This window comes from Streptosporangium amethystogenes subsp. fukuiense, assembly GCF_042665875.1.
GTDB classification, from domain to species: domain Bacteria; phylum Actinomycetota; class Actinomycetes; order Streptosporangiales; family Streptosporangiaceae; genus Streptosporangium; species Streptosporangium fukuiense.
Genome location: NZ_JBHTEE010000001.1, coordinates 1,231,565 through 1,256,013, shown reverse-complemented (window position 1 = coordinate 1,256,013; position 24,449 = coordinate 1,231,565). Strand labels below are relative to the sequence as shown.

Genomic DNA, 24,449 nt, shown 5'->3' with positions numbered 1-24,449 from the left:
CAAAGGAGATCATGTGAGCCTTCCCTGGCTCGTCGCGGACGTCGGCGGCACCAACGCCCGGTTCGGGCTGGTCACCGAGGCCGGTGGCCGGCCCGGCACGGTGGCCGTGCTCGCGGGCGCGGAACACGACGGCCTTCCCGAAGCCGTAGCCGCCTATCTCGCAGACCATGCGGGCGGAGTTCGGCCGGGAGCCGCGTGCATCGCGATCGCAGGCCCCGTGGACGGTGACCGCTACCGGCTCACCAACGCCGGGTGGACGGGGTCGGTGGGCGAGCTGGGCATCCCGAACGCCTGGCTGCTCAACGACTTCGAGGCCCTCGCCGCGTCCCTGCCGTACCTGCGGGGCGAGGACCTGGTCTGTCTGGGCGGCCCGGAGCCCTCGCGCGGCGTCAAGGCCGTGCTCGGGCCCGGAACCGGCCTCGGCGTGGGCGGCCTGGTGCCCGCCGCCGAGGGCTGGGTGCCGATCCCCGGGGAGGGCGGCCACGTCACCATGCCGCTCCTCGACGAGCGCGACCACGAGATCGTCCGGGCGCTGCGCGCGGACGGCATGGAGCACGTGGTGGCCGAGCACCTGCTCTCCGGGCCGGGGTTGTCTCGCCTGCACCGGGGGCTCGCCCTCGTCCGCGGGGTGGACGCGCCGAGGCTGTCGGCCTCCGACATCGTGGCCCGGATGGACGACTCGCTGTGCGCGCAGACCATCGAGGTCTTCTGCGCCATGCTCGGCACCTTCGCCGGCAACGTCGCACTGACCCTCGGTGCCCGGGGCGGGGTCTACCTGGGCGGCGGCGTGCTGCCACGTATCGTGGACCGGGTCCGCTCCAGCGACTTCCGCCGCCGCTTCGAAGCCACCCCCACCCTGAACGACTACCTTTCCGGCATCGCCACCACGCTGATCGTGGCCCCACAGCCCGCCCTGGTCGGCGCGGCGGCGTGGCTGAACCAACACCTGTCCAACCTGGAGTACGTGTGAGTAGCCTGCTCGACATCGCCCCCGTCATCCCGGTGGTCGTGATCGACGACCCGGAGACCGCGGTCCCCCTGGCCCGCGCCCTGGTGGCGGGCGGCCTGCCGGCCATCGAGGTCACCCTCCGCACCGCCGCCGCCCTGGACGCCATCGCGCGCATCGCCGCCGAGGTCCCCGAGGCGGTGGTCGGCGCGGGCACCGTCCGCACCCCGGCCGACGTGGCCGCCTCGGTGGCGGCCGGTTCCGCCTTCCTGGTCAGCCCGGGAACCACTCCGGGACTTCTCGACGCCCTTGAGGCCGGCGGGGTGCCGTTCCTGCCCGGCGCGGCGACCGCGTCCGAGGTCATGGCGCTGGCCGAGCGCGGGGTGACCGAGATGAAGTTCTTCCCGGCCGAGGCCGCCGGCGGCCTGCCGTATCTGAAGGCGCTCGGCGGCCCGCTGCCGCGGATCAGGTTCTGCCCGACGGGCGGCATCAGGCTCGCGACCGCCCCCGACTACCTGGCACTGCCGAACGTGGGCTGCGTGGGCGGTACCTGGCTCACCCCCGCCGACGCGCTCGCCACCGGTGACTACCCGCGGATCGAGAAGCTGGCCACCGAGGCGGCCGCCCTCCGCCGCTAGCTCGCCGGCAGGACTCCGCGGGCGTGCCTGTCCTCCCTTGGCCCGCCCGCGGTCATGAGCCGGCCGTGACCCGGTGTGACGCTCATGAGATCCGGCCCATGGCCGCCCTACCCGGCGGCCATGGGCCATTCCTTTTCGCCCGGCCGGCTCCTCGCCGCTCCCGGCCACCGGAAGCGGGCTGAACCCCGGTAAGGACCCCGCGCGTATCTCGCGGCGAAAGGCACTCCCTCACAGAGGAGCCATGAATGCGAGTACGCATCGTCACGATCTGCGCCACGGTTCTGGTCATGGGCGCCGCCGGTACGGCGTCCGCCGGAACCCGGCAGGCGCAGAACGGAGCGAAACAGGCCCGAGCCGGAACCGGCCAGGCGAAATCCTGGACCGGCCACGCGCAGACCGGAACGCGACGCACGCAGAGCCGTTTCTCGGTCACCAACCTGGTCTCGGACGTCAGCGGGCGGGCGGCGGTCACCGACCCCACACTGATCAACCCGTGGGGACTGGCCATGGGCAGGACCCTCTGGGTCTCGGCCGCGGGCAGCGGCCTGGCCACGGTCTACTCCGGCGGCGCGGGCACCGTGAAGCAGGAGAGGACCCGGGTCCGCGTCCCCGGCGGCAGGCCCACCGGGCAGGTCGTCAACCCGGGCGAGGAGTTCGTCGTCGAAGGACCCGGCGGTTCGGGGCCCGCGACGTTCATCTTCGCCAGCCCCAGCGGGGCGATCACCGGCTGGAACGCCGAGGCCGACCCGGACGACGCGATCATCAGCGCGTTCGTGAAGGGCGCCGACTTCAAGGGCCTGGCCCTGGCCCAGACCAACCGGGGGCCGCTGCTGCTGGCCGCCGACTTCGCCGGCGGCCGGATCCACGTCTTCGACGGCGACTTCGAACGGATCATGACCAGTCGCCGCGCGTTCCGCGACCCGGGCCTGCCTGACGACTACGCGCCGTTCAACGTGGAGGTCGTGGGCCGCTCCATCCTCGTCGCGTACGCCAAGCGCGACCCCGAGACCGGCAAGTCGGTGGCCGGGCGGGGCAAGGGGTTCATCAGCCGGTTCAACGGCTCCGGCCGGTTCGTCGGCCGCTTCGCCGCGCGGGGGGCGCTCAACGCGCCCTGGGCGATGACGCCGGCCCCGAGGGGGTTCGGCGCCCACTCCGGAGCCCTGCTCGTCGGCAACTTCGGCGACGGCCGGATCAACGCCTACAACCCGCGCAACGGCCGCCCGCTCGGCCCGCTGCGCTCCGCCGACGGCAGGCCCATCTCCCTGGGCGGCCTGTGGGACCTGGAACCCGGCACAGACGCCGTCGGCGGCACCGACTCCCTGTGGTTCAGCGCCGGCAGCGACGGTGGCACCCACGGCCTGCTCGGCCTGATCCGGCCCGCGGGCGCCGCCACCCCGACGACCTCTCCCTCCAGCGGCGCCTCCCCCGCGCCTTCGCCCTCGCATCCGAGCTCCCACAACTCCGGTTCCGGCAACTCCGGCTACGGCTACTGACGGGCACGAGGGCCCCAGGAGAGCCCCGGGGCTCGCAGGCGGCGCCGGCACCCCACCGCCGAAAAAGGTGCCGGCGCCGCGCGTTTACCGGAGAGTCTCCTCCCGGTGACCGCGCCACCGCCCGGATTCCCCTACCCTTGAACGAACGAGGGGAGTACTTCCCAAGAGCCGCCCCGGTCAGTACGGACGTCCTGTGGCGTCCCCGGACGGCTGCCCGCGAGGTGCGGGTGAAGGAGACCTCGAATGACCGAGCGCATTCGAGGAGTGAGCATGCCCACCGACGGTCTCCCGCAGGTACCACCTTCCCGGCGTTCCACCGTCCGGGCGCAGTCCCCTCCGGCGCCCTCCGGATCGGCGGCGAACCCGATCCCACCGCGGCAGTGCCCCGAGACACATGATGGTGGGAGTCCCCTTTCCTGCGAGGTGCACGCGATGGCCACCACATCGGCCGGCCAGTCCTCCGACGAGGAGCTGCATTATCCGGCCGGGACGCTGGTGCTCCTCGCGGGGCTTCCCGGCGCGGGCAAGAGCACCCTGCTCGACCGGCTGTACGGGCTGCGCGGCGACGAGAGGGAACCGGTCCGCGCCGGTGAGGTCCGCGTCATCGACTCTCGCCAGTCCCGCAACTGGTGGGCCCGCTATCTCGGCCCGATCCCCCCGCGAGCCCGTACCCCGATCGTGCACACCACCCATGTGGCACGGATCGCCCGCGCCCTGCTGCAGGGGCACGGTGTCGTCGCGCACACCCGGGGCACCTGGCCGCACATCCTGTACGGCTTCGCCTGGCTGGCGCGCGGGGTCGGCAACGAGATCCATCTGATCCTGCTCGACGTGGAGCCGAGCGCGGCCCGTGCGGGACAGCTCTCGCGCGGCCGGGTCGTCACGAGCGCCACCTTCGCCCGGCACTGCCGCCGCTGGCGGGTGCTCGTCGAACGCGCCCGCGGCGGCGTGCTCCCCCCGGCCACGGGCGTCACGATCCTCGACCGTCCCGCCGCGGACCTGCTCCGGGCCATCCGCTTCGACGAACGGTCCCCCGCGCGGGACGGATGACTTTACCTTCGTCTGGCACTGGGCATTCCTCACCCAGGGCAGGTTCAGAACGACCGGGAGGAAACCTCAATGATCGACGTACTGGCTCTCGCCGGGGAACATCTCGCCCTCGCCAGGGAGAGCGCGCACGGCCGTAGCGCCCACACCTACCTCAACGAGGGCACGCTGCGCCAGGCGGTCATCGCGCTGACCGCCGGGACGGCTCTCGGTGACCACGAGGCCGCGCCGGCCGGGAGCCTGCACGTCCTGTCCGGGCGGGTACGGATCGTCGAGGAGGGGCGGAGCGTCGAAGTCGGCGCGGGGCAGGCCACCCCGATCCCGCAGCGACGTCACTCGGTGGAGGCGGACGAGGACTCGGCGGTCATCCTCACCAGCGTCGTCAACATCTCCGTATGAGGCCTGCCCGGGGCACGCCCGGCGGATGACCGCCGTCCTCGCCCGTTCGACCCCGACGGTTCCCGTTCCCCGGACGCGGCGCTCCGCCCGCGGCACGTCCGCCGGTGACCGGCCCGCCGCCGCCCTCCGTCAGGCGAGGGACGAGCAGAGGCGGGGGACCGCGACACCGATGGGGTCGCTGATCACCTCGTCGGCCAGGTGGTCGTAGGGGGTCGGCTCGGCGTTGACGATGACCAGCCGGGCGCCCGCTCCGACGGCGACGCCCACCAGGGAGGCGGCGGGCTGCACCTGCAGCGAGGTGCCGACGGCGACGAACATCTCGCACTTCTCGGCCGCCTCGATCGCCCGGGTGAGGGTGACCCTGTCGAGGGCTTGGCCGAACATCACGGTGGCCGTCTTGAGGATGCCGCCGCAGTCATGGCAGGCGGGGTCGTTCTCGCCCGCGAGGATCCGGTCGACCGCCTCCCGCGTGGTGGAGGCGGCACCACAGGCGGTGCACAGGGCGTCGAACATGTTGCCGTGCAGCTCCAGTACCCGCTCGGGCGGCGATCCGGCCCGCTGGTGCAGGCCGTCGACGTTCTGGGTGACGATCCACGCGTCCGGCAGGCCGGCCAGGGCGCGGTGCGCCGCGTTCGGCTCGGCCCGCCAGGCGGGGTTGTCACGGCGCATCAGCCACGAGCGCCGCCGGATCTCCGGATCGGCCATGTAGTGCTCGTAGGTGACGAGCTTCTCGTGGTCGGGGTCCTTACGCCACACACCGTTCGGTCCTCGGTAGTCGGGAATCCCGGACTCGGTGGAGATCCCCGCGCCCGTCAGCACCGTCAGCGTCATGGGTCGATGGTAAAGCCGTTCCCGTCCGCGGAGCGGTTCGACGGCGAGCCGGGCGCCCGACGCGACGAGGAGGACCGCCGCCGGGATCCGCGCGGTGCCCGGGCCCGCGTGGAGCTTCCGGTCGGAGAAGGGTCACCCGGCACGGTCGAGGAGGTCCGGCTCTCCGATGGGGTTCTCGTGGGTGCCCTCCGACGTGCAGGCGTGGGCTCCGGCGTGGGCCCCGAGGGGGATGGAGTCGTCGAGGGAGCGCCCGGAGAGCAGGCCGTACAGTACGCCGGAGACGAACGCGTCCCCGGCTCCGTTGCTGTCGACCACCGGTCCCGGCAGCGGTGCCGCGGGGAAGCCCCGCAGGCCGTTCTCATCGAGGACGTGGCAGCCCTCCGCGCCCTCGGTGCAGACCACGGCCCTGGCCCGGCCGCGCGCCAGGATGTCGCGCATGACCTCGTCGCGGCGCGGGCCGAGGGCGGTGGCCGACAGGAAGACCAGGTCGGAGGAGTAGGCGAAGTCTCTGTGGTGGTCGTTCTCGCCGTCCCAGTCGTGCAGGTCGGTGGAGACGGACCCGGGGCCCAGGTCCGGGTAGACGTGCCGGGAGAAGTCGGTGATCGACACGTGGACGTGCCGGGCCGCGCGGACCGCGTCCAGGTAGAGCTCCCTGGGCAGCCGCTCGCCCGCCACGGCGCGCGGGTCGAACAGCGAGGTGCGCCGCCCGTCGGGGCCGACGAGCAGGATGCTGCGCCGGGTTCCCTGCGGGGCGAGCGCCCAGCCGGCCTCCACCCCCCTGGCCTCGAAATGGGCCCGGATGAAGCGGCCCTGCGGATCGTCGCCGATCAGGTCGACCAGTCTGACCCTCAACCCGAGCGCGTGACAGCCGAGGGCGACCCCGCTGCCGGTGTTGCCGATCCGGTCCACCACCGGAGGGACCGCGTAGGTGTCGGCGTACGGCAGGGGCAGCGAGGGCACGTAGGCGGTGGTGTCGACCCCGGTGCCGCCGATGACGACGACGTCGTGACCGCTGTTCATCTCGAACCTTTCACCGACGAGTGGGCTAGCGGTTGACCAGCGGGCCTGAACCGGTGGAGCGGCGCACGACGAGCTCGGGCTGGAACATCAGCTCGACGTGCTTGGCGCGGACTCCGTTGATCTCCTCCAGGAGGGTGGCCACCGCCGCCGAGGCCATGGCGCCGATGGGCTTGCGCACGGTGGTCAGCGGCGGGTCGGTGAACGCGATCAGCGGCGAGTCGTCGAACCCCACCACCGACACCTCCCCCGGCACCGAGAGCCCCCGATCCCGGCAGGCCCGGATCGCCCCCAGCGCCATCAGGTCCGACGCGCACACGATCCCCGTACAGCCGCGCGCCAGCAGCTGCGCCGCCGCAGCCTGCCCGCCCTCCACCGAGAACAGCGAATGCGAGATCAGCTCGTCGACCTCCGTCGCCCCCAGCAACTGCGCCATCGCCCGCCGGTACCCCTCGATCTTCCTGATCACCGGCACGAACCGGCGTGGCCCCACGGCCAGGCCGATCCGCTCGTGGCCCAGGTCGACCAGGTGCTGGACGGCCAGCCGCGCCGCGGCCCGGTCGTCGGGTGAGATGAAGGGGGCGGGGACGTCGGCGGCGTGCCCGTTGAGCAGGACGATGGGCACGCCCTGCCCGATCAGCTGGGTGTAGCGGTCCGAGCGCGCGGTGACGTCTGCGTGCAGCCCGGAGACGAAGATGATGCCGCTGACCCCGCGCTCCACGAGCAGCTCGGTGAACTCGTCCTCGACCGCGCCGCCGGGCAGCTGGGTGCAGAGCACCGGGGTGTAGCCGTACTGGGTCAGCGTCTTCTCGAACGCCTGGGCGAACGCCGGGAAGATCGGGTTGTCCAGTTCCGGGGTGACCAGGCCGATCAGCCCGTTGCTGCGCTGGCGCAGCCGCTGCGGACGCTCGTACCCCATGACGTCCAGCGCGGCCAGCACCGAGCGCCGGGTGACGGCGGAGACCCCCGGCTTGCCGTTGAGCACCCGGCTGACCGTGGCCTCGCTGACCCCGGCCTGCGCGGCGATGTCGGTCAGCCGGGCGGCGCCGTTGCCGAGCGGGCCGACGGCACTAGGAGGCGTCATCGCGTTGCCACCAGACGGCGGAGTCGGGCGCGAGCCGCGCGACGCCGCCCTGGACGACCGGCTCGGCGCTGGCCAGCAGGACCCGCCCGGGGGCGGGCAGTTCCACGTCCTCGCCGGTGAGGTTGACGGTGCAGGTGAAGCCGGCGTCGCGGGTGAAGGCCAGCGTTCCCTCCGGGGAGTCGAGCCAGGCCAGCGGCATCTCGCCGAAGGCCCTCCGCTCCCGCCTGATCCGGAGCGCTTCGCGGTACAGGTTCAGCGTGGAGAGCGGCTCCTCCAGCTGGGACTCGACGCTGAGCGGGCCCCAGGAGGACGGTATGGGGAGCCACGTCCCGTTGACGCCCGGCAGGCTGAAGCCGAAGTGCGGCTCGCCGTCGGACCAGGGGAGCGGCACCCGGCAGCCGTCCCGGCCGTCGTCGGGGTTGCGGAGCCGCTGCGGGTCGCGCAGGAACTCCTCGGGAAGGTCGAGGACCTCGGGCAGGCCGAGCTCCTCGCCCTGGTAGACGTAGGCCGAGCCGGGCAGGGAGAGGGTCAGCAGGGCCGCGGCGCGGGAGCGGCGCAGACCGACCTCGCCGCCACCGTAGCGGGTGAGGTGCCGCTTGACGTCGTGGTTGGAGAGCACCCAGGTGCTGGGCGCGCCGACCAGTCCGGCGGTCGCCAGCGACTCCTCGATGACCGCGCGGAACCGCTCCGCCTCCCAGGGGGTGTTGAGGAAGTGGAAGTTGAACGCCTGGTGCAGCTCGTCGGGACGGACGTAGTTGGCCAGCCGCTGCGGGGACGGTGCCCACGCCTCGGCGACGCCGATCCGCTCTCCGGGGTAGGAGTCGAGCAGCCTGCGCCAGGCGCGGTGGATCTCGTGCACACCGTCCTGGTCGAAGAACGGCACCACGTCGGTGCCGATCATCCGGATCTGGTCGCTGTGCCCGATGTCGGGCAGCCCCTCGGCCTTGACCATGCCGTGGGCGACGTCGATACGGAAGCCGTCGACCCCCAGGTCGAGCCAGAACCGCAGGATCGACTCGAACTCCGCGTGAACCTCGGGATTCTCCCAGTTCAGGTCGGGCTGCTCGGGCGCGAACAGGTGGAGGTACCACTCGCCGTCCGGCAGCCGGGTCCACGCGGAGCCGCCGAAGACCGACTCCCAGTCGTTGGGTGGCAGCTCTCCGGTCGCCCCCCGGCCCTGGCGGAAGATGTAACGCTCGCGCGCGGGGTCCCCCGGGCCCGCCGCCACCGCCTCCTCGAACCAGACGTGCTGGTCGGAGGTGTGGTTGGGCACCACGTCCACGATGATCCGCAGGCCATGGCCGTGCGCGTCGTCGATCAGCGCCCTGGCGTCGGCCAGCGAGCCGAAGATCGGGTCCACGTCCCGGTAGTCGGCCACGTCGTAGCCGAAGTCGGCCATCGGCGAGGTGAAGAACGGGGTGAGCCAGATCGCGTCGACCCCGAGGTCCGCCAGGTACGGGAGCCTGCCACGCACGCCGAGCAGGTCGCCCACACCGTCGCCGTTGCCGTCGGCGAAGCTGCGCACGTAGACCTGGTAGATCACCGCGTCGCGCCACCATCGGGTGACGGTCCCGGCGGCATGGTCCGCGTAAACCAGCTCAGTCATGTTAAATTCCCCGATCAGATGACATGTCAGGACGTGATAGCACGGTGGTGTTACGACTTCGTGGCACCGGCGGTAAGTCCGGCGACCAGGTGCCGCTGGACGAGCAGGAAGACGATCGCCGCGGGCACCGCGATCAGCACCGCCGAGGCGGTGAGCAGGCCCCAGTCGGACCAGTGCTGGCCGACGAACTGCTGGAGGCCGATGCCGAGCGTGCGCTTCTCCTCCTGCGACATGAACACGGTGGCGTAGGCCACCTCGCCCCAGGCGGTCATGAAGGAGTAGAAGGCGGTGACCGCCAGGCTGGGCCTGGCCAGCGGCAGGACGACCCGCCAGAACGTGCCGAACGGGGTCAGGCCGTCGACCAGTCCGGCCTGGTCGATCTCGCGCGGGATGGAGTCGAAGTAGCTCTTCATCATCCACGCGCAGAACGGCACCGCCACGGTCATGTAGGCGATGACCAGCCCGGCGATCTGGTTGAGCAGCCCGAGGCCCGCCATCAGGTTGTAGAGGGGGACGATCAGGATCGCCACCGGGAACATCTGGGTGATCAGCAGCGTCCACATCACCCCGCGGTGGCCGGGGAAGCGGAAGCGGCTGATCGCGTACCCGGTCGTCGAGGCCAGGAAGACGCCGATGACCGTGGTCAGCCCGGCGACGATCACCGAGTTGAGCAGCCAGGTCGGGAACTGCGTCTCGGTCAGCACCCGGACGTAGTTGTCCAGCGAGGGCTGGTTGAAGATCTCCAGCTCGCTGGAGAGCCAGCCGTCGCGCGGCTTGAGCGAGGTCAGGACCAACCAGACGATCGGGAACAGTGAGATGGCGACCGCGGCGAGCAGGGTCGCGTGCAGCAGTATCGACCTTCCCGCGCTGCGTTCCCCGCGGCCGCGGGCGTGCCCGGTGGTGACGGTGCTCACCAGACCTCCCCTTGCTTGCGCAGCGAGCGCCGGTAGACCACGGCCAGCACGACGAGGAGCAGCAGGACGATGACTCCCCAGGCCGCGGAGTTGGAGTAGTTGCGAACCCCGGTGAACGCCTCGCGGAAGGCGTAGGTGACCAGGATCTCGGTGGAGCTGCCCGGCCCTCCCCCGCTGATCAGGTAGATCACCGGGAACATGTTGAAGGTCCAGATCGTGCCCAGCAGGACGACGGTGCTCGACACGGTGCGCAGACCGGGGACGGTGATGAAGCGGAAGCGCTGCCAGGGGGTGGCGCCGTCCACCTCCGCCGCCTCGTAGAGCTCACCGGGGATCGACTGGAGCCCGCCCAGCACGGCGACCATCATGAACGGCACACCCATCCAGACGTTGACCGCGATGACCGCGATCTTCGCCGTGGTCGGGTCGTCGAGCCAGCCGACCGCGCCGAGGCCGGCGGCCTTGAGCATCGCGTTGATCACGCCGAAGTCGCTGTTGTAGAGGTAGCGCCAGATGAACGCGGAGACGAACCCGGGGATCGCCCACGGCAGGATGAGCAGCAGCCGGTAGGCCGAGCGGAATCTGAGCCTGCGGTTGAGCAGCAGCGCCAGGCCCAGCCCCAGGCCGTAGTGGAGCGAGACGCAGGCGACGGTCCACACCACGGTCCAGACCAGCTTCTCCCAGAACAGGCCGCTGGTCAGGATCGCGATGTAGTTGTCGAGCCCGACGAACTCGTAGGTCGAGGGGATGACGTTGACGCCGATGGTGCGGCCGATGTTGGCCTCGGTCGCGTCGGTCAGGGACAGGTAGACGCCTCGGGCCAGCGGCCAGCCGATCAGCAGCCCGGTGACCAGGATCACCGGGGCCACCATGGCCCAGGCGTACCAGTGCCTGTCCACCGTTCGCCGGAACGGGCCGGTGCCCTGGTGGCGGCCCTGGCCGCGGGCGCCGTCGGCGCCCGCGGCCCGGTCCCTGGCCGTGCTGTTCACACGTCCAGTCGAGAGCGCCACGGATCAGCTCCAGTCCTTGAAGATGCCGCGGTACTGGTCGTCCACCTTCTTGAGCATGTCCTCGGGGGTCGTCTTGCCGCCGACCAGCGACTGGTAGCCCTCAAGGAGCGGCTGGAAGAGCTGGCCGCCCTCGGGGATCCACGGCCGCGCGGTCGCGGTCTCCATGATGGGCTTGAAGACGGCGACGTCCTTGTTGGCCTGCACGTCGGGGTTGTCGTAGGCGGAGACGCGGGTCGGCAGGAGGCTGATCTCCTTGGCGACCTTGGCCTGGGCCTCCGGGGTGCTCATGAAGCGGACGAACTCGTAGGAGGCGTCGATGTTCTTGGAGCCGGCGTAGATCGCCAGGTTCCAGCCGCCGGTGGGGGCGCCGGCCTTGACCGAGCCCGCCGGGACGGGGGCGATGCCCAGGTTCTCCTTGTCCTTGAACTCCTTGCCCTGGTAGATCTCCGACAGCGCCCACGGGCCGTTGTAGATCATCGCGGCCTTGCCGTCCTTGAGGGCGGTCATCGCGTTGGCGTAGCTGTCCTGGATCGCCGGCTTGGGCGCGGCTCCGGAGGTGACCAGATCGGCCACCGAGGCCATCGCCTTCACGTTGGCCGGGGAGTTGACGGTGATCTTCTTGTTCTGCACGTCGAGGAGGTCACCGCCCTCGCCGTACATGAAGGGCAGCAGGAAGTAGGAGTCGACGTTGAGCGCGAGGCCGTTGACCCCGGTCTTCTCCTTGACGTCGAGCGCGGCCTGCTTGAGCTCCTCGACGGTGGCGGGAGCCTTCTCGTGGCCGGCCTCCGCCAGGATCCGCTTGTTGTAGATGAGCGCGAGGGTGTCGGTGACCTGCGGGACCGCGTACGTCTTGCCGTTGTACTTGGTGCTGCTCAGCGGGCCGGCCAGGAAGTCGGACTCGTTCTCCACGGCGCGGCTGCCGTCCAGCGGCTGCAGGTAGCCCAGGGAGGCGAACTGGGAGGTCCAGGCGACCTCCGAGCGGATGACGTCCGGGGCCCCCGTACCCGCCTGCGCCGCGGTCTGGAACTGGTTCTGCGCCTGGTCCGAGGGGACGTTGACGTACTTGACCTTGATGTTCGGGTATTTCGCCTGGAACTCCTTGATGAGCGCCTGGAACGTCGGACCCTCGCTGTCCGGCCGGACGGTGTCCCACCAGGTGATCTCGCCGCTGATCTTCGACGGGTCCGTCGCCGCGGACTGGGCGGGGGCCGCCGTGCCGGCGTCACCGCCACCGCAGGCGGAGACCGCCAGGGCGAGGGCCGCGACGATCGTCGCAGCCGAGAAGGCTCGCCGCATGTGTTTCTCCTCAGGTTCAAGGGGACCGGCCAGGGGCGGGGGAAGCCGCCCGGCCGGGTCTGGAGTACGCCGGACGTTACGCCGACGTGAACCCCATTGGAAGAACTTTCTGCAAGAGTCTGCAAAGTCGTTACAAAGTACTCCAAAACCGGGGGCCGAGACACCTCCGGCTGGAGACCCTTACGGAGGCGCCACCATCCCCCGGAGGGCAAAAAGTGGCATTTATCCAGTTTTGTCCCTTGATTACCCCTCGGCGCCCCTGTCCGCAGGGAGTCGGATTCAGAAAATTGCCGCAAGGGATTGCATAGAGCAATCCCAGTGAGTAACTTCCGGGCAACACCCTCGAAACAACTCCCGTGGAGGCCCCCCGTGGTCTGGCCACTCCCCCCACGGCGCGCGAGAAACACCTTTCTGCAGGGTGCCGCGCTCGCGGCCGCCCTGGTCGTCACCCCCCTCGCCGCCACCCCCCTCCCCGCAGCCGCCTCCGCCACCGGTACCTCCGGATTCGCGGCCTCCGCACCATCCCCCGGGCCGACCGCCCTCTCGGCCCCCCTCCCGCAACGCCCCGCCGAACCCGTGGTCTCCGCGCTGAGCCGCACCGCCGAACCCTCGGACAGGGACCTGGCCCGCGACGCGCTCCGCGCCGACCTGAGCCGCGAGCGCTTCTACTTCGCGATGACCGACAGGTTCGCCAACGGCGACCCCGGCAACGACCGGGGCGGCCTGTCCGGCGACCGGCTCACCACCGGCTTCGACCCGACCCACAAGGGCTTCTACCAGGGCGGCGACCTCAAGGGGCTGCTCGGCAGGCTCGACTACATCAAGAATCTGGGCAGCACCGCGATCTGGATCACTCCGGCGTTCGTCAACCGCCCCGTGCAGGGCACCGGCGCGAACGTCTCGGCCGGCTACCACGGCTACTGGATCACCGACTTCACCAGGATCGACCCGCACCTGGGCAGCAACGCCCAGATGAAGGAGCTGGTGCGCGAGGCGCACCGGCGCGGGATGAAGGTCTTCTTCGACATCATCACCAACCACACCGCCGACGTGATCGACTACGCGGAGAAGACCTCCTCCTACCGGTCCAAGGGCGCCTACCCCTACGTCGACACCGACGGCGTGCCGTTCGACGACCGGGCCTACGCGGGCAAGAACACCTTCCCCAAGGTGGACACCGGCTCGTTCCCGTACACCCCGGTCGCGCCCGAGAAGGCCAAGACCCCGTCCTGGCTGAACGACCCGACGATGTACCACAACCGGGGCGACTCCACCTTCAGCGGCGAGAACGACCAGTACGGCGACTTCTTCGGCCTCGACGACCTGTGGACCGAGCGTCCCGAGGTCGTCAAGGGCATGACGGACATCTACCAGACGTGGGTGCGCGAGACCGGCCTCGACGGCTTCCGCATCGACACCGCCAAGCACGTGAACATGGAGTTCTGGGAGAGGTTCTCCCCGGCCCTGCGCGGCTACGCGGCCCAGCACGGCAACAAGCGGTTCTTCATGTTCGGCGAGGTCTACTCCAGCGAGCCCGCCTTCACCAGCCGCTACTCCACCCGGGGCCAGATGAACGCCACCCTGGACTTCCCGTTCCAGGAGGCAGCCCGCTCCTTCAGCGGCGGCACGGCGGGCGCGGCGCGGCTGGCCCAGCTGTACGCCGGCGACGACCACCACACCGACGCCGACAGCAACGCCGCGTCGCTGCCGACCTTCCTCGGCAACCACGACATGGGCCGCATCGGCCGTTTCATCTCCCAGGACAACCCCGGCGCGCCCGACTCCGAACTGCTCCGCAGGGACCTGCTCGCCCACGAGCTGATGTACCTCACCCGGGGCCAGCCGGTCGTCTACTACGGAGACGAGCAGGGCTTCACCGGCAAGGGCGGCGACCAGGACGCCCGCGCGTCCATGTTCGCCTCGAAGACCGAGAGCTACCTGAGCGACGACCTGATCGGCACCGACGCGACCCACGCGCGCGACAACTTCGTCCCCTCCCACCCGCTGTACCGGGGCATCTCCGCCCTGGCCGCGCTGCGCGACGCCCACCCGGCCCTGGCCGACGGCGCCCAGATCGAGCGGCTCGCCTCAGGCGGCGTCTACGCCTTCTCCAGGATCGACGCCACGCGGCAGGTCGAGTACGTCGTGGCGGTCAACAACGCCGAGCAGCCGGCGAGCGCGAGCGTGCCCACCTTCTCCGCGGGCGCCGCCTTCACCAGGGTGTACGGGGAGGGCGCCGCCGCGCTCACCACCGGCTCGGACACGAAGCTCGCGCTCACCGTCCCCGCCCTGTCGGCGGTGGTCTACAAGGCGTCCGCGAAGCTCGCCACCCCGGCCGCGGCCCCGGCCGTCTCGATCGCGCTGCCGGGGGCCGAGATCAGGGGCACCGCCGAGGACGGCCGGATCCCGGTCGCCGCGACCGTGCCCGGCGGCGGCTTCGACCAGGTCACCTTCGCCGCCAAGGTCGGCGAGGACCCCTGGCGGGTGATCGGCACCGACGACGCGCCGAACGCCTCCGCCGCGGGCCGTGTCTTCCGGGTCTTCCACGACCTGCGCGGCATCGCGGCGGGCACGAAGATCTCCTACAAGGCGGTGGTGAAGGACTCCGCGGGCCGTTTCGCCTCGGCGAGCGCGGCGGCGACCGTCGGCGCCGAGCCGGCCCCCGAGGAGCCGGGCGCGGTCAGGCGCGACTGGCTGGTCGTGCACTACCAGCGCGAGGACTACGACGGCTGGGGCCTGCACGTCTGGGGCGACGTGGAGAACCCCACGGAGTGGGCCGAGCCGCTCAAGCTCACCGGCGAGGACTCCTACGGCCGTTTCGCCTGGATCAAGCTCAAGCCCGGCGCGTCCAACGTCGGGATCATCGCCCACAAGGGTGACGAGAAGGACGGCGGCGACCGGGTCGTCAACCCCACCAGGAACGGCGAGGTCTGGCTCGCGGAGGGGAAGGCGGAGACGCACCTGTCCCGCGCGGCCGCCCAGGGCCACGCGACGATCCGCTACAGCCGGCCGGACAAGAACTACGACGGCTGGGGCCTGCACCTGTGGGGTGACGGGCTCGCCGACGGGGTGCCCACCGAGTGGGCCACACCGCGCCCGCCGGACGGCACCGACTCCTACGGCGCGTTCTGGAAGGTCCCGCTGAAGAACGCCTCGACGCCGGTGAACTTCATCATCCACAAGGGCGACACCAAGGACCCCGGCCCCGACCAGTCGTTCACCCCGGCACTCCAGCCGGAGGCCGCCGTCGTCTCGGGCGTGGCGAAGGTCCACCAGAGCCGGGCCTCGGCCGAGAACGTGGCGATCCTGCACTACCACCGTCCCGACGGGAAGTATGAAGGCTGGGGACTGCACCTGTGGGGTGACGTGGCCCAGCCCACCGAGTGGGCCACCCCGCTCCAGCCCGCGGGCGAAGACGCCTTCGGTGTCCATTTCCGCGTCCCCCTGACCGAGGGGGCCAAGAACGTGAGCTACATCCTCCACAAGGGCGACGAGAAGGATCTTCCCGACAACCAGGCGCTGGACCTCACCGCGACCGGCCACGAGGTCTGGCGGATCGCGGCCACCGAGGGCCACCTGCTGCCGCAGCCGGCGGCACGCGGCGCGGACGCCGACCTGTCGAAGTCCGCGGCGCACTGGATCGACCGCGGCACCGTGGTGTGGAAGGTCGAGCCGTCGTCCTCGCTCCGGCACTCCCTGGCCTTCTCCGAGAAGGGCGACATCGCCTACGCCAAGGGCGAGCTGACCGGCGACCTCCGGATCATCCGCCTGCTTCCCGGAGCGCTCACCGAGGCGCAGCGGGCGAAGTGGCCGCACCTGGCCGGGCACGCCGCGTTCACGATCGACCCGCGCGACGCCGACCTCGTCGGGAAGGCGCTACGCGGCCAGGTCGTGGCCGTCGAGCGCGACGCCTCGGGCGCGTTGCTGGCCGCCACCGGCGTGCAGCTGCCCGGCGTACTCGACGACCTGCACGCCAAGGCGGCGACCGCCGGGCTCGGCCCCTCGTGGAGCGGCGGCACGCCCGCTCTGTCGGTCTGGGCGCCGACGGCGCGCAAGGTCGAGCTGGCGCTCTACCGCGCCCCCTCCGGCGGGGCCCGCACCGTCCACGCCATGCGGCGCGACGACGGCACCGGCATCTGGTCGGTCCGCGGGCAGCAGGGCTGGAAGGACCGCTACTACACCTTCCTGGTCACGGTCTACGCGCCCGCCGAGGGCAGGATCGTCACCAACGAGGTGACCGACCCCTACAGCCTGTCGCTGGCCGCCGGCTCGGGCCGCAGCCAGCTGGTCGACCTGTCCGACCGTTCCCTGCGGCCCGACGGCTGGTCGTCACTCGCCAAGCCCAGGGCGGTGCCGCAGGAGAAGGCGTCGATCTACGAGCTGCACGTGCGCGACTTCTCCGCCTCCGACACCACGGTCCCCGCCTCCAGGCGCGGCACCTACTCGGCCTTCACCGGCGACTCGGCGGGGATGAGGGAGCTGCGCGGGCTGGCCAAGGACGGCCTGACCCACGTGCACCTGCTGCCGGTCTTCGACATCGCGACGGTCCCCGAGCGCAGGTCGGAGCGGACCGAGCCCGACTGCGACCTGGCCTCGCTGCCCCCCGACTCCGAGGAGCAGCAGGCCTGCGTCGCGCGCACCGCGGCAGGAGACTCCTTCAACTGGGGCTACGACCCGCTGCACTACACGGTGCCCGAGGGCTCCTACGCCGCCGACCCCGAGGGGTCCTCGCGGATCAAGGAGTTCCGGAGCATGGTCGGCGGGCTGAACGGGGCGGGACTGCGGGTGGTGATGGACGTGGTCTACAACCACACCCACGCCGCCGGCCAGGACCCCACCTCGGTGCTCGACCGGATCGTGCCCGGCTACTACCACCGGCTGCTCGACGACGGCACCGTGGCCAGCTCCACCTGCTGCGCCAACACCGCGCCCGAGCACGCCATGATGGGCAGGCTCGTCGTCGACTCCGTCGTCACCTGGGCCCGCGAGTACAAGGTGGACGGCTTCAGGTTCGACCTGATGGGTCACCACCCCAAGGCGAACATGCTCGCGGTCCGCGCCGCCCTGGACAGGCTGACCGTGGCCCGCGACGGCGTGGACGGGAAGTCGATCATCCTGTACGGGGAGGGCTGGAACTTCGGCGAGGTCGCCGACAACGCCCGCTTCGAGCAGGCCACCCAGGCCAACATGGCGGGCACCGGGATCGGCACCTTCAGCGACCGGCTCCGTGACGCGGTCCGCGGCGGCAGCCCGTTCGACCCCGACCCGCGGGTCCAGGGCTTCGGCTCGGGGCTGGCCGGGGCGCCCAACGGGTCGCCCGCCAACGGCGACGAGGCGCAGCAGCGGGCCCGGCTGCTCGGCTACCAGGATCTGATCAAGGTCGGGCTGGCCGGCAACCTCCGCGACTACACCTTCACCGCCTCGAACGGCAAGGAGGTCAAGGGCTCGCAGGTCGACTACAACGGCTCCCCCGCCGGATACACCGCCTCGCCGGGCGAGGTCGTCACCTACGTCGACGCCCACGACAACGAGACGCTGTTCGACGCGCTGGCCTACAAGCTGCCGCAGGCCACCACCATGGCCGACCGGGTGCGCATGCAGTCGCTCTCGCTGGCCACGGCCGTGCTCGGGCAGGGCACCTCGTTCGTGCACGCCGGCAGCGAGCGGCTCCGCTCCAAGTCGCTGGACCGCAACTCCTACGACTCCGGCGACTGGTTCAACCGGCTGCTCTGGGACTGCTCGGCGGGCAACGGCTTCGGCGCCGGGCTCCCCCCGAAGGCCGACAACGAGGACAAGTGGCAGTACGCCAGGCCGCTGCTCGCCGACCCGGCGCTGAAGCCGGACTGCGCGGCGATCGGTGCGGCCCGCGCCCGCTACGGCGAGCTGCTGAAGATCCGCTCGTCCTCCCCGGCCTTCGGCCTCGCCAGCCTGGCCGAGGTGCAGAAGCGCCTGACCTTCCCGACCAGCGGCACCTCGGAGACCCCGGGTGTGGTGACCATGCACCTGGACGCCTCGGGGATCGACCCGCGTTGGAAGTCGATCACCGTCGTCCTCAACGCGACCCCCGAGACGCGACCGCAGACGGTCGCCGCGCTGAAGGGCGCCCAGGTGACGCTCCACCCCGTCCAGACGACCGGCGACGACGCCGTCGTGAAGCAGTCGACGTTCGACCCCGCCACGGGCACGCTGACGGTCCCGGCACGCACGGTCGCCGTCTTCGTCCAGCCCTGAACCCGCATACCCCGGAAAGACGGCCGGGCCAGGTGTTGCAGCACCCGGCCCGGCCAGGGAACCCGTCCATCGATCCTGGAGGCCCCCACTCATGAAACCCTACAGAGCCATCGTTGCCACGGCGTTAAGCGCGCTGGCAACCGCCGCGGTCGTGGTGCCCGTCGCACTGAGCACCCCCGCCCAGGCGGCACCGCCCACCCCCGGCCCGATCGTCAAGCTGTGGAACTGGAACTGGAACTCCGTCGCCAGGGAGTGCACCGACGTCCTCGGCCCCGCCGGATACAGCGCCGTGCAGGTCTCGCCGCCGAGTGACTCGATGTCCAAGGGCGGCTCGGTCTGGTGGGACATCTACCAGCCCGCCCGCTACACCCTCACCAGCAAGTTCGGTGACGAGAACGCGTTCAGGAACATGGTGAACGCCTGCCACGCGGCGGGCGTCAAGGTCCACGCCGACGCCGTCATCAACCACATGACCGGCCAGGGCAGCACCAGCTACGGCGGCTACGGCTTCGGCAAGTACAACTATCCGGGGCTCTACTCCTCCTGGGACTTCCACACACCCACCTGCGGGATCAACGACTCCGACTACAGGAACGACGGCTGGCGGGTACAGAACTGCGAGCTGGTCGGCCTGTCCGACCTCAACACCGGCTCCGAGTACGTCCGCAACCAGATCGCCGGCTACCTCAACAAGCTGACCTCCCTGGGGGTGGACGGTTTCCGCATCGACGCCGCCAAGCACATCAACCCGGGCGACCTGGCCGCGATCAAGGGCAAGCTGACCGGCTCGCCCTACATCCACCAGGAGGTCATCCAGGGCGATCAGGAGGCGATCACACCGAGCCAGTACACCGGGATCGGCGACGTGCACGAGTTCGTGTACGGGCGCAAGCTCAAGGAGCAGTTCTCAGGGCAGATCAAGAACCTGCAGAGCTTCGGGCAGAGCTGGGGGCTGTCGGTGCCCAGCGACAAGGCCGTGGTCTTCATCGACAACCACGACACCGAGCGTAACGGCTCGACCATGAACTACAAGTACGGCGACGCCTACAAGCTGGCCAACGTCTTCATGCTCGCCTGGCCGTACGGGACGCCGAGGGTCTACTCCGGCTTCACCTGGAGCAACAGCGAGGCGGGGCCGCCGTCCGCCAACGGCGGCTTCGCCACCGACGCCAACTGCGGCAACGGCCAGTGGACCTGCTTCCACCGCCAGATGAGCGGCATGGTCGGCTTCAACCGCGCCGTCGCCGGCACCTCGGTCGGCAACTGGTACGACAACGGCAACAACGTGATCGCCTTCAGCCGCGGCAACAAGGGCTGGGTCGCGATCAACAACGAGGGCGGCAGCGTCACCCGCACCTTCTCCACCGGCCTGCCCGCCGGAACCTACGCCAACGTCGTGGGCGGCGGCTCGGTGACCGTCGGCTCGAACGGCTCCGCCTCGGTGACCGTCCCCGGCAAGAGCGCGGTCGCCATCCACACCGGCGGCGTCAGCCCGTCCCCGACGCCGACGGTCGACCCCGGCCAGGTCGCCACCTCGTTCAACGCGAACGTGACGACCACCTGGGGCCAGAACGTCTTCGTCGTCGGCAACGTCGCCGAGCTGGGGTCCTGGAACCCGGCGAACTCCATCGCCCTGTCCTCGGCCTCCTACCCGGTCTGGAAGGCGACGGTGAACCTGCCGCCCAGCACGACCATCCAGTACAAGTACATCAAGAAGAACCCCGACGGCTCGGTGGCGTGGGAGAGCGACCCCAACCGGTCCTTCACCACCCCGGCGAGCGGCACCGCGACACGCAACGACGCCTGGCGCTGACCTTCGGGCCGTATCCGGCCCATCCGCCCCGGGCGTCCGCCGACGCCCGGGGTTCCCCTCTCCGCCTCGCACAGAGGAATCCCCATGCGTTCATCCCCCCAACGCGTGCTCAGGCTGCTCGTCGTCGCGATCTTCGGCCTGGCCTCCGCCCTCGTCCCGCTGTCCGCGGCACTGGCCGCCAACAGCGTCACCGTCTACTACTCCACCACCTGGACGACCGCCAACATCCACTACCAGCCCACCGGCGGCGCCTGGACCACCGTCCCCGGCGTCGGCATGAACGAGACCGCCTGCACCGGCTGGAAGAAGAAGACCATCGACCTGGGCACCGCCACCGGGCTCAAGGCCGCCTTCAACAACGGCTCGGGCACCTGGGACAACAACGGCGGCGCCGACCACACCATCGGCACCGGGGTGGTGACCGTCTCCGGCCGCACGATCGGCTCCGGCAACCCCTGTGACTCGGGCTCGGGCAACACCGCGACCGTCTACTACTCCACCACCTGGACGACCGCCAACATCCACTACCAGCCCACCGGCGGCGCCTGGACCACCGTCCCCGGCGTCGGCATGAACGAGACCGCCTGCACCGGCTGGAAGAAGAAGACCGTCAACCTTGGCACCGCCACCGGACTCAAGGCCGCCTTCAACAACGGCTCGGGCACCTGGGACAACAACGGCGGCGCCGACCACACCATCGGCACCGGGGTCAGCACCGTCAAGAACGGCGTCGTGACCGGCAACGCCGCCGACCCCTGCGTCCCCGAGGCCCCGGACACCGAGAAGCCCAGCACGCCGACCGGTGTGACAGCGGCCGCGACCGGCGTCTCGATCGCACTGGCCTGGAGCGCCGCCACCGACAACGTCGGGGTGACCGGCTACAAGGTCACCCGCACCGGCGGCACCGGGGGAACCAAGGTCGTCGACGTGACGGCCACCGCGCACTCCGACACCGGTCTGGTGGAGAACACCCTCTACCGCTACACCGTCCAGGCCAGGGACGCCGCCGGCAACCTCTCCGGGGCGAGCGAGGAGGCCGGCGCCACCACCGGGAAGAAGCCCGAGGCGCCCGAGGGTGGCACCCCGCTCGGCGGCGACCCGCGCGAGGACTCCATCTACTTCGTGATGACCGCCCGGTTCGCCGACGGCGACACCTCCAACAACCGGGGTGGCAGCCAGCACGTGAAGTCGGGCAACGCCGCGAACAACGACCCGATGTTCCGCGGTGACTTCAAGGGCCTGGTCGACAAGCTCGACTACATCAAGGGCCTCGGCTTCTCCGCCCTGTGGATCACCCCGGTCGTGCTCAACCGCTCCGACTACGACTTCCACGGCTACCACGGCTGGGACTTCTACCGGGTCGACCCCCGCCTGGAGTCCGAGGGCACGTCGTACCAGGACCTGATCAACGCAGCCCACGCCAAGGGCATCAAGATCTACCAGGACGTCGTCTACAACCACAGCTCCCGCTGGGGCGCCAAGGGCCTGTTCACCCCCACCGTGTGGGGCGCGCGCGACGATCAGTGGAAGTGGCTCTACAGCGAGAAGGAGGCGGGCCGGGAGTACAACCCGATGCAGGAGCATCAGGGCAACGACCCGAACCTGACGGCCGCGCAGAACGCGATGGCCAAGGGCAGGCCGTACAACGGCGACCAGTGGTCCACCACCGAGCCGGCGGGCAACACCTGCCGTAACTGGGGCACTCCCACCCAGTGGAGCAGCCCCGAGGGGTACCGCATCCACAACTGCCAGTGGCCGAACCCGACCTCCGGCATGTTCCCCGCGAACTACTACCACCAGTGCTGGATCGGCAACTGGGAGGGGGAGGACTCCCGCAGCTGCTGGCTCCACGACGACCTGGCCGACTTCAACACGGAGAGCAAGGCCGTCCAGGACTACCTGATCGACGTCTACAACAGGTACATCGACATGGGCGTGGACGGCTTCCGCGTCGACACCGCCGTGCACATCCCCAGGGTCACCTGGAACCGCCGCTTCCTGCCCGCGATCCGCGAGCACGCGACCGCGAAGTTCGGCGCGGAGAAGGCCAAGGACTTCTACGTCTTCGGCGAGGTCGCCGCGTTCGTGCACGACAAGTGGAACCGCGGCTCGGTGAACCACTCCGCCCAGTTCTTCACCTGGAAGGAACGCAAGGAGTACAGCGCCGACGACGTCCGAGCGGCGATCGAGCAGTACGACTACGAGAACCTGATGGGCTCGGGCAACCAGCCCACCAGCACCAACGCCACGCTGAACGGCAACACCTACCACGCGCCCGACCACAGCAGGTTCTCCGGCATGAACGTCATCGACATGCGCATGCACATGAACTTCGGCGAGGCGTCCAACGCGTTCCACAACGGCAAGGACTCCGACGACAGCTACAACGACGCCACCTACAACACCGTCTACGTCGACTCCCACGACTACGGTCCGAACAAGTCCTCGGTCCGCTACGACGGCGGCACCGACGCCTGGGCGGAGAACATGAGCCTGATGTGGACCTTCCGCGGCATTCCGACGCTCTACTACGGCTCGGAGATCGAGTTCCAGGCGGGCAAGCCGATCGACTGCGGGCCGACCTGCCCGCTGGCCACGACGGGACGCGCCTATTTCGGTGACCACCTGGCGGGATCGGTCACCGCCTCGGGTTTCGGCACGGTGTCCAGTGCCTCGGGCGCGGTGGCGCAGACCCTCGACAAGCCGCTGGTCAAGCACGTGCAGCGGCTCAACCAGATCCGCAGGGCCGTTCCGGCGCTGCAGAAGGGGCAGTACTCCACCGAGGGTGTCTCGGGTGGCATGGCCTACAAGCGTCGCTTCACCCAGGGGTCCGTGGACAGCTTCGTGCTGGTCTCGGTCTCCGGGAACGCCACCTTCACCGGCATCCCCAACGGCACCTACGTCGATGCCGTCACCGGTGACAGCAAGACCGTCACCGGCGGAACGCTCACCGTCTCCCTGAGCGGCAAGGGCAACATGCGGGCCTACGTGCTCGCACTGCCCGGCAACCCCGCTCCCGGCAAGATCGGCTCCGCGGGGCCGTACCTGAGGTAACCGCGCCCGGCGGCACCGCCCGGACCGGCTCGGGGCCGGATCCGGGCGGTGTCGCGCCTTTCACCGCACTCTCCCCAGTCGAACAAGGCGCGCACCCCCTTGGCTCTCCGGCGCCGGGGCCCGGATACGGTATGCCGAGTGCAGGCGGTTATTGCGGCTTTCGTCCCGATATGGTGCATCGGTGCCCTCGGCTGGCTGGCCGCCCGTTCCGGATCGGCGAGCGTTCAGGTCCGGCAGGCGCTGACGAAATTCGCGTTCACCATCGCGATGCCCTCGGTGCTGTTCACCACGCTCAGCCGTACCCCGCTCAGCCAGGTCCAGCCCGGCCCGCTGCTCGCCTTCGCGATCAGCACCTTCACCGTCGGCCTGCTGGCGCTCGCGCTGCTCCGCGGCAAGCTGCCCGACCGGGTGACCGGCGCGATGGCGTCGTGCTACGTCAACGCCGGCAACCTCGGCATCCCCGTCGGCCTCTACGTCCTGCACGACGCGACGTTCGTGGTGTCGGTCCTGATGTTCCAGGTCCTGGTGGTCTCCCCGCTGCTCTTCCTCGGCCTCGGGGCCGGCGGCTCGTCCTTCCTCGCCCCGCTGCGGACGCCGATCGTGGCGGCCTCGATCCTCGGCCTGGGCGTGTCCGCCCTCGGCTGGCAACCGCCCGACCTCGCGCTGCGGCCCCTGGAGATCCTCGGCGGCGCCGCGGTGCCCCTGGCGCTCTTCTCACTGGGCATGTCCCTGAGCGGCTCGGCCGTCGCCTGGCGCGGAATCGGGCCGGTGGTGGTGCTCAAACTCCTGCTCCAGCCGCTGGTGGCGCTCCTGGCCGGACGTTTCCTCCTCGACCTCGACGGCCCCGCACTCTTCGCGGCGGTCCTGTTCGCGGGACTTCCCACCGCCCAGAACACCTATATCTACGCCGCCGAGCACGGCCGCCCCACCGAACTGCCCCGCGACGCCATCCTCGTCTCCAGCCTCCTGTCCCTGGTGACCCTGTCCGTCATCGCCCTGCTGGGAGCCGGGTGATCCGAGGTCACCCCCGCCGGGGCTCGCACCGTGAGCCCGTACCGGGATCCGGCCTC

The 24,449-nt window shown here is 70.6% G+C and carries 16 protein-coding genes; 9 read left to right on the top strand and 7 right to left on the bottom strand.

Annotated features, from left to right (window positions below):
* Positions 1 to 13: 13 nt before the first annotated feature.
* The 5 genes from ACFQVD_RS05395 to ACFQVD_RS05375 all read left to right on the top strand — a co-directional run bounded on the left by ACFQVD_RS05395 (position 14) and on the right by ACFQVD_RS05375 (position 4,523).
* Positions 14 to 970, top strand: coding sequence for a glucokinase (locus tag ACFQVD_RS05395; protein WP_343978819.1), 957 nt, complete (start codon positions 14 to 16; stop codon positions 968 to 970).
* Positions 967 to 1,584 carry a bifunctional 4-hydroxy-2-oxoglutarate aldolase/2-dehydro-3-deoxy-phosphogluconate aldolase gene (eda, locus tag ACFQVD_RS05390; protein WP_343978822.1) on the top strand — a complete coding sequence of 206 codons (618 nt, stop codon included), beginning with the start codon at positions 967 to 969 and terminating at the stop codon, positions 1,582 to 1,584. Before ACFQVD_RS05395 ends, eda begins: the two co-directional genes overlap by 4 nt.
* Before the next feature lie 245 nt (positions 1,585 to 1,829).
* Positions 1,830 to 3,077, top strand: a complete 1,248-nt coding sequence (locus tag ACFQVD_RS05385) for a TIGR03118 family protein (RefSeq protein ID WP_343978825.1) — start codon at positions 1,830 to 1,832, stop codon at positions 3,075 to 3,077.
* 432 nt (positions 3,078 to 3,509) lie between these two features.
* Positions 3,510 to 4,127, top strand: coding sequence for an ATP-binding protein (locus ACFQVD_RS05380; protein WP_343978828.1), 618 nt, complete (start codon positions 3,510 to 3,512; stop codon positions 4,125 to 4,127).
* Between the two features lie 69 nt (positions 4,128 to 4,196).
* Positions 4,197 to 4,523: a cupin gene (locus tag ACFQVD_RS05375; protein ID WP_343978831.1), complete on the top strand. Its 327-nt coding sequence runs from the start codon at positions 4,197 to 4,199 to the stop codon at positions 4,521 to 4,523.
* Between the two features lie 129 nt (positions 4,524 to 4,652).
* On the opposite strand, the gene ACFQVD_RS05370 is transcribed toward ACFQVD_RS05375, so the two are convergent.
* From ACFQVD_RS05370 to ACFQVD_RS05340, 7 genes are all read right to left on the bottom strand, one after another.
* Positions 4,653 to 5,354 carry an SIR2 family NAD-dependent protein deacylase gene (locus ACFQVD_RS05370; RefSeq protein ID WP_343978834.1) on the bottom strand — a complete coding sequence of 234 codons (702 nt, stop codon included), beginning with the start codon at positions 5,352 to 5,354 and terminating at the stop codon, positions 4,653 to 4,655.
* A 132-nt stretch (positions 5,355 to 5,486) separates the two neighbouring features.
* On the bottom strand, positions 5,487 to 6,374 hold the full coding sequence (locus ACFQVD_RS05365) for a carbohydrate kinase family protein (protein ID WP_343978837.1): 888 nt from the start codon (positions 6,372 to 6,374) through the stop codon (positions 5,487 to 5,489).
* Positions 6,375 to 6,399: 25 nt separating this feature from the next.
* Positions 6,400 to 7,455 (bottom strand): LacI family DNA-binding transcriptional regulator, encoded by a 1,056-nt coding sequence (locus ACFQVD_RS05360; protein ID WP_343978840.1) that lies wholly within the window; start codon positions 7,453 to 7,455, stop codon positions 6,400 to 6,402.
* A complete protein-coding gene (locus ACFQVD_RS05355) occupies positions 7,442 to 9,061 on the bottom strand; it encodes a glycoside hydrolase family 13 protein (protein ID WP_343978843.1) in 1,620 nt (539 codons plus the stop codon). Before ACFQVD_RS05355 ends, ACFQVD_RS05360 begins: the two co-directional genes overlap by 14 nt.
* Before the next feature lie 50 nt (positions 9,062 to 9,111).
* On the bottom strand, positions 9,112 to 9,975 hold the full coding sequence (locus tag ACFQVD_RS05350; RefSeq protein ID WP_343978846.1) for a sugar ABC transporter permease: 864 nt from the start codon (positions 9,973 to 9,975) through the stop codon (positions 9,112 to 9,114).
* On the bottom strand, positions 9,972 to 10,964 hold the full coding sequence (locus ACFQVD_RS05345; RefSeq protein WP_364156475.1) for a carbohydrate ABC transporter permease: 993 nt from the start codon (positions 10,962 to 10,964) through the stop codon (positions 9,972 to 9,974). Before ACFQVD_RS05345 ends, ACFQVD_RS05350 begins: the two co-directional genes overlap by 4 nt.
* Positions 10,965 to 10,988: 24 nt before the next feature.
* Entirely contained in the window at positions 10,989 to 12,281 is a 1,293-nt protein-coding gene (locus ACFQVD_RS05340; protein ID WP_343978852.1) for an extracellular solute-binding protein, read from the bottom strand.
* Between the two features lie 369 nt (positions 12,282 to 12,650).
* Between ACFQVD_RS05340 and pulA the strand changes: the two genes are divergently transcribed.
* From pulA to ACFQVD_RS05320, 4 genes are all read left to right on the top strand, one after another.
* A complete protein-coding gene (pulA, locus tag ACFQVD_RS05335; protein WP_386270532.1) occupies positions 12,651 to 18,512 on the top strand; it encodes a pullulanase-type alpha-1,6-glucosidase in 5,862 nt (1,953 codons plus the stop codon).
* A 91-nt stretch (positions 18,513 to 18,603) separates the two neighbouring features.
* A complete protein-coding gene (locus ACFQVD_RS05330; RefSeq protein ID WP_343978858.1) occupies positions 18,604 to 20,325 on the top strand; it encodes a carbohydrate-binding module family 20 domain-containing protein in 1,722 nt (573 codons plus the stop codon).
* 84 nt (positions 20,326 to 20,409) lie between these two features.
* A complete protein-coding gene (locus ACFQVD_RS05325; RefSeq protein ID WP_343978861.1) occupies positions 20,410 to 23,379 on the top strand; it encodes a carbohydrate binding domain-containing protein in 2,970 nt (989 codons plus the stop codon).
* A 138-nt stretch (positions 23,380 to 23,517) separates the two neighbouring features.
* Complete coding sequence (locus ACFQVD_RS05320; protein WP_343978864.1) at positions 23,518 to 24,393, top strand: AEC family transporter; 876 nt, start codon at positions 23,518 to 23,520, stop codon at positions 24,391 to 24,393.
* The last annotated feature ends 56 nt before the right edge of the window (positions 24,394 to 24,449 follow it).

What these genes read in the sequence shown, in the direction of transcription:
- ACFQVD_RS05375 (WP_343978831.1), top strand. Translation starts at nt 4,197, where the DNA reads ATGATCGACGTACTGGCTCTCGCCGGGGAACATCTCGCCCTCGCCAGG.
- ACFQVD_RS05385 (WP_343978825.1), top strand. Translation starts at nt 1,830, where the DNA reads ATGCGAGTACGCATCGTCACGATCTGCGCCACGGTTCTGGTCATGGGC.
- ACFQVD_RS05355 (WP_343978843.1), bottom strand. Translation starts at nt 9,061, where the DNA reads ATGACTGAGCTGGTTTACGCGGACCATGCCGCCGGGACCGTCACCCGA.
- ACFQVD_RS05370 (WP_343978834.1), bottom strand. Translation starts at nt 5,354, where the DNA reads ATGACGCTGACGGTGCTGACGGGCGCGGGGATCTCCACCGAGTCCGGG.
- ACFQVD_RS05365 (WP_343978837.1), bottom strand. Translation starts at nt 6,374, where the DNA reads ATGAACAGCGGTCACGACGTCGTCGTCATCGGCGGCACCGGGGTCGAC.
- ACFQVD_RS05330 (WP_343978858.1), top strand. Translation starts at nt 18,604, where the DNA reads ATGAAACCCTACAGAGCCATCGTTGCCACGGCGTTAAGCGCGCTGGCA.
- ACFQVD_RS05325 (WP_343978861.1), top strand. Translation starts at nt 20,410, where the DNA reads ATGCGTTCATCCCCCCAACGCGTGCTCAGGCTGCTCGTCGTCGCGATC.
- ACFQVD_RS05360 (WP_343978840.1), bottom strand. Translation starts at nt 7,455, where the DNA reads ATGACGCCTCCTAGTGCCGTCGGCCCGCTCGGCAACGGCGCCGCCCGG.
- ACFQVD_RS05340 (WP_343978852.1), bottom strand. Translation starts at nt 12,281, where the DNA reads ATGCGGCGAGCCTTCTCGGCTGCGACGATCGTCGCGGCCCTCGCCCTG.
- ACFQVD_RS05380 (WP_343978828.1), top strand. Translation starts at nt 3,510, where the DNA reads ATGGCCACCACATCGGCCGGCCAGTCCTCCGACGAGGAGCTGCATTAT.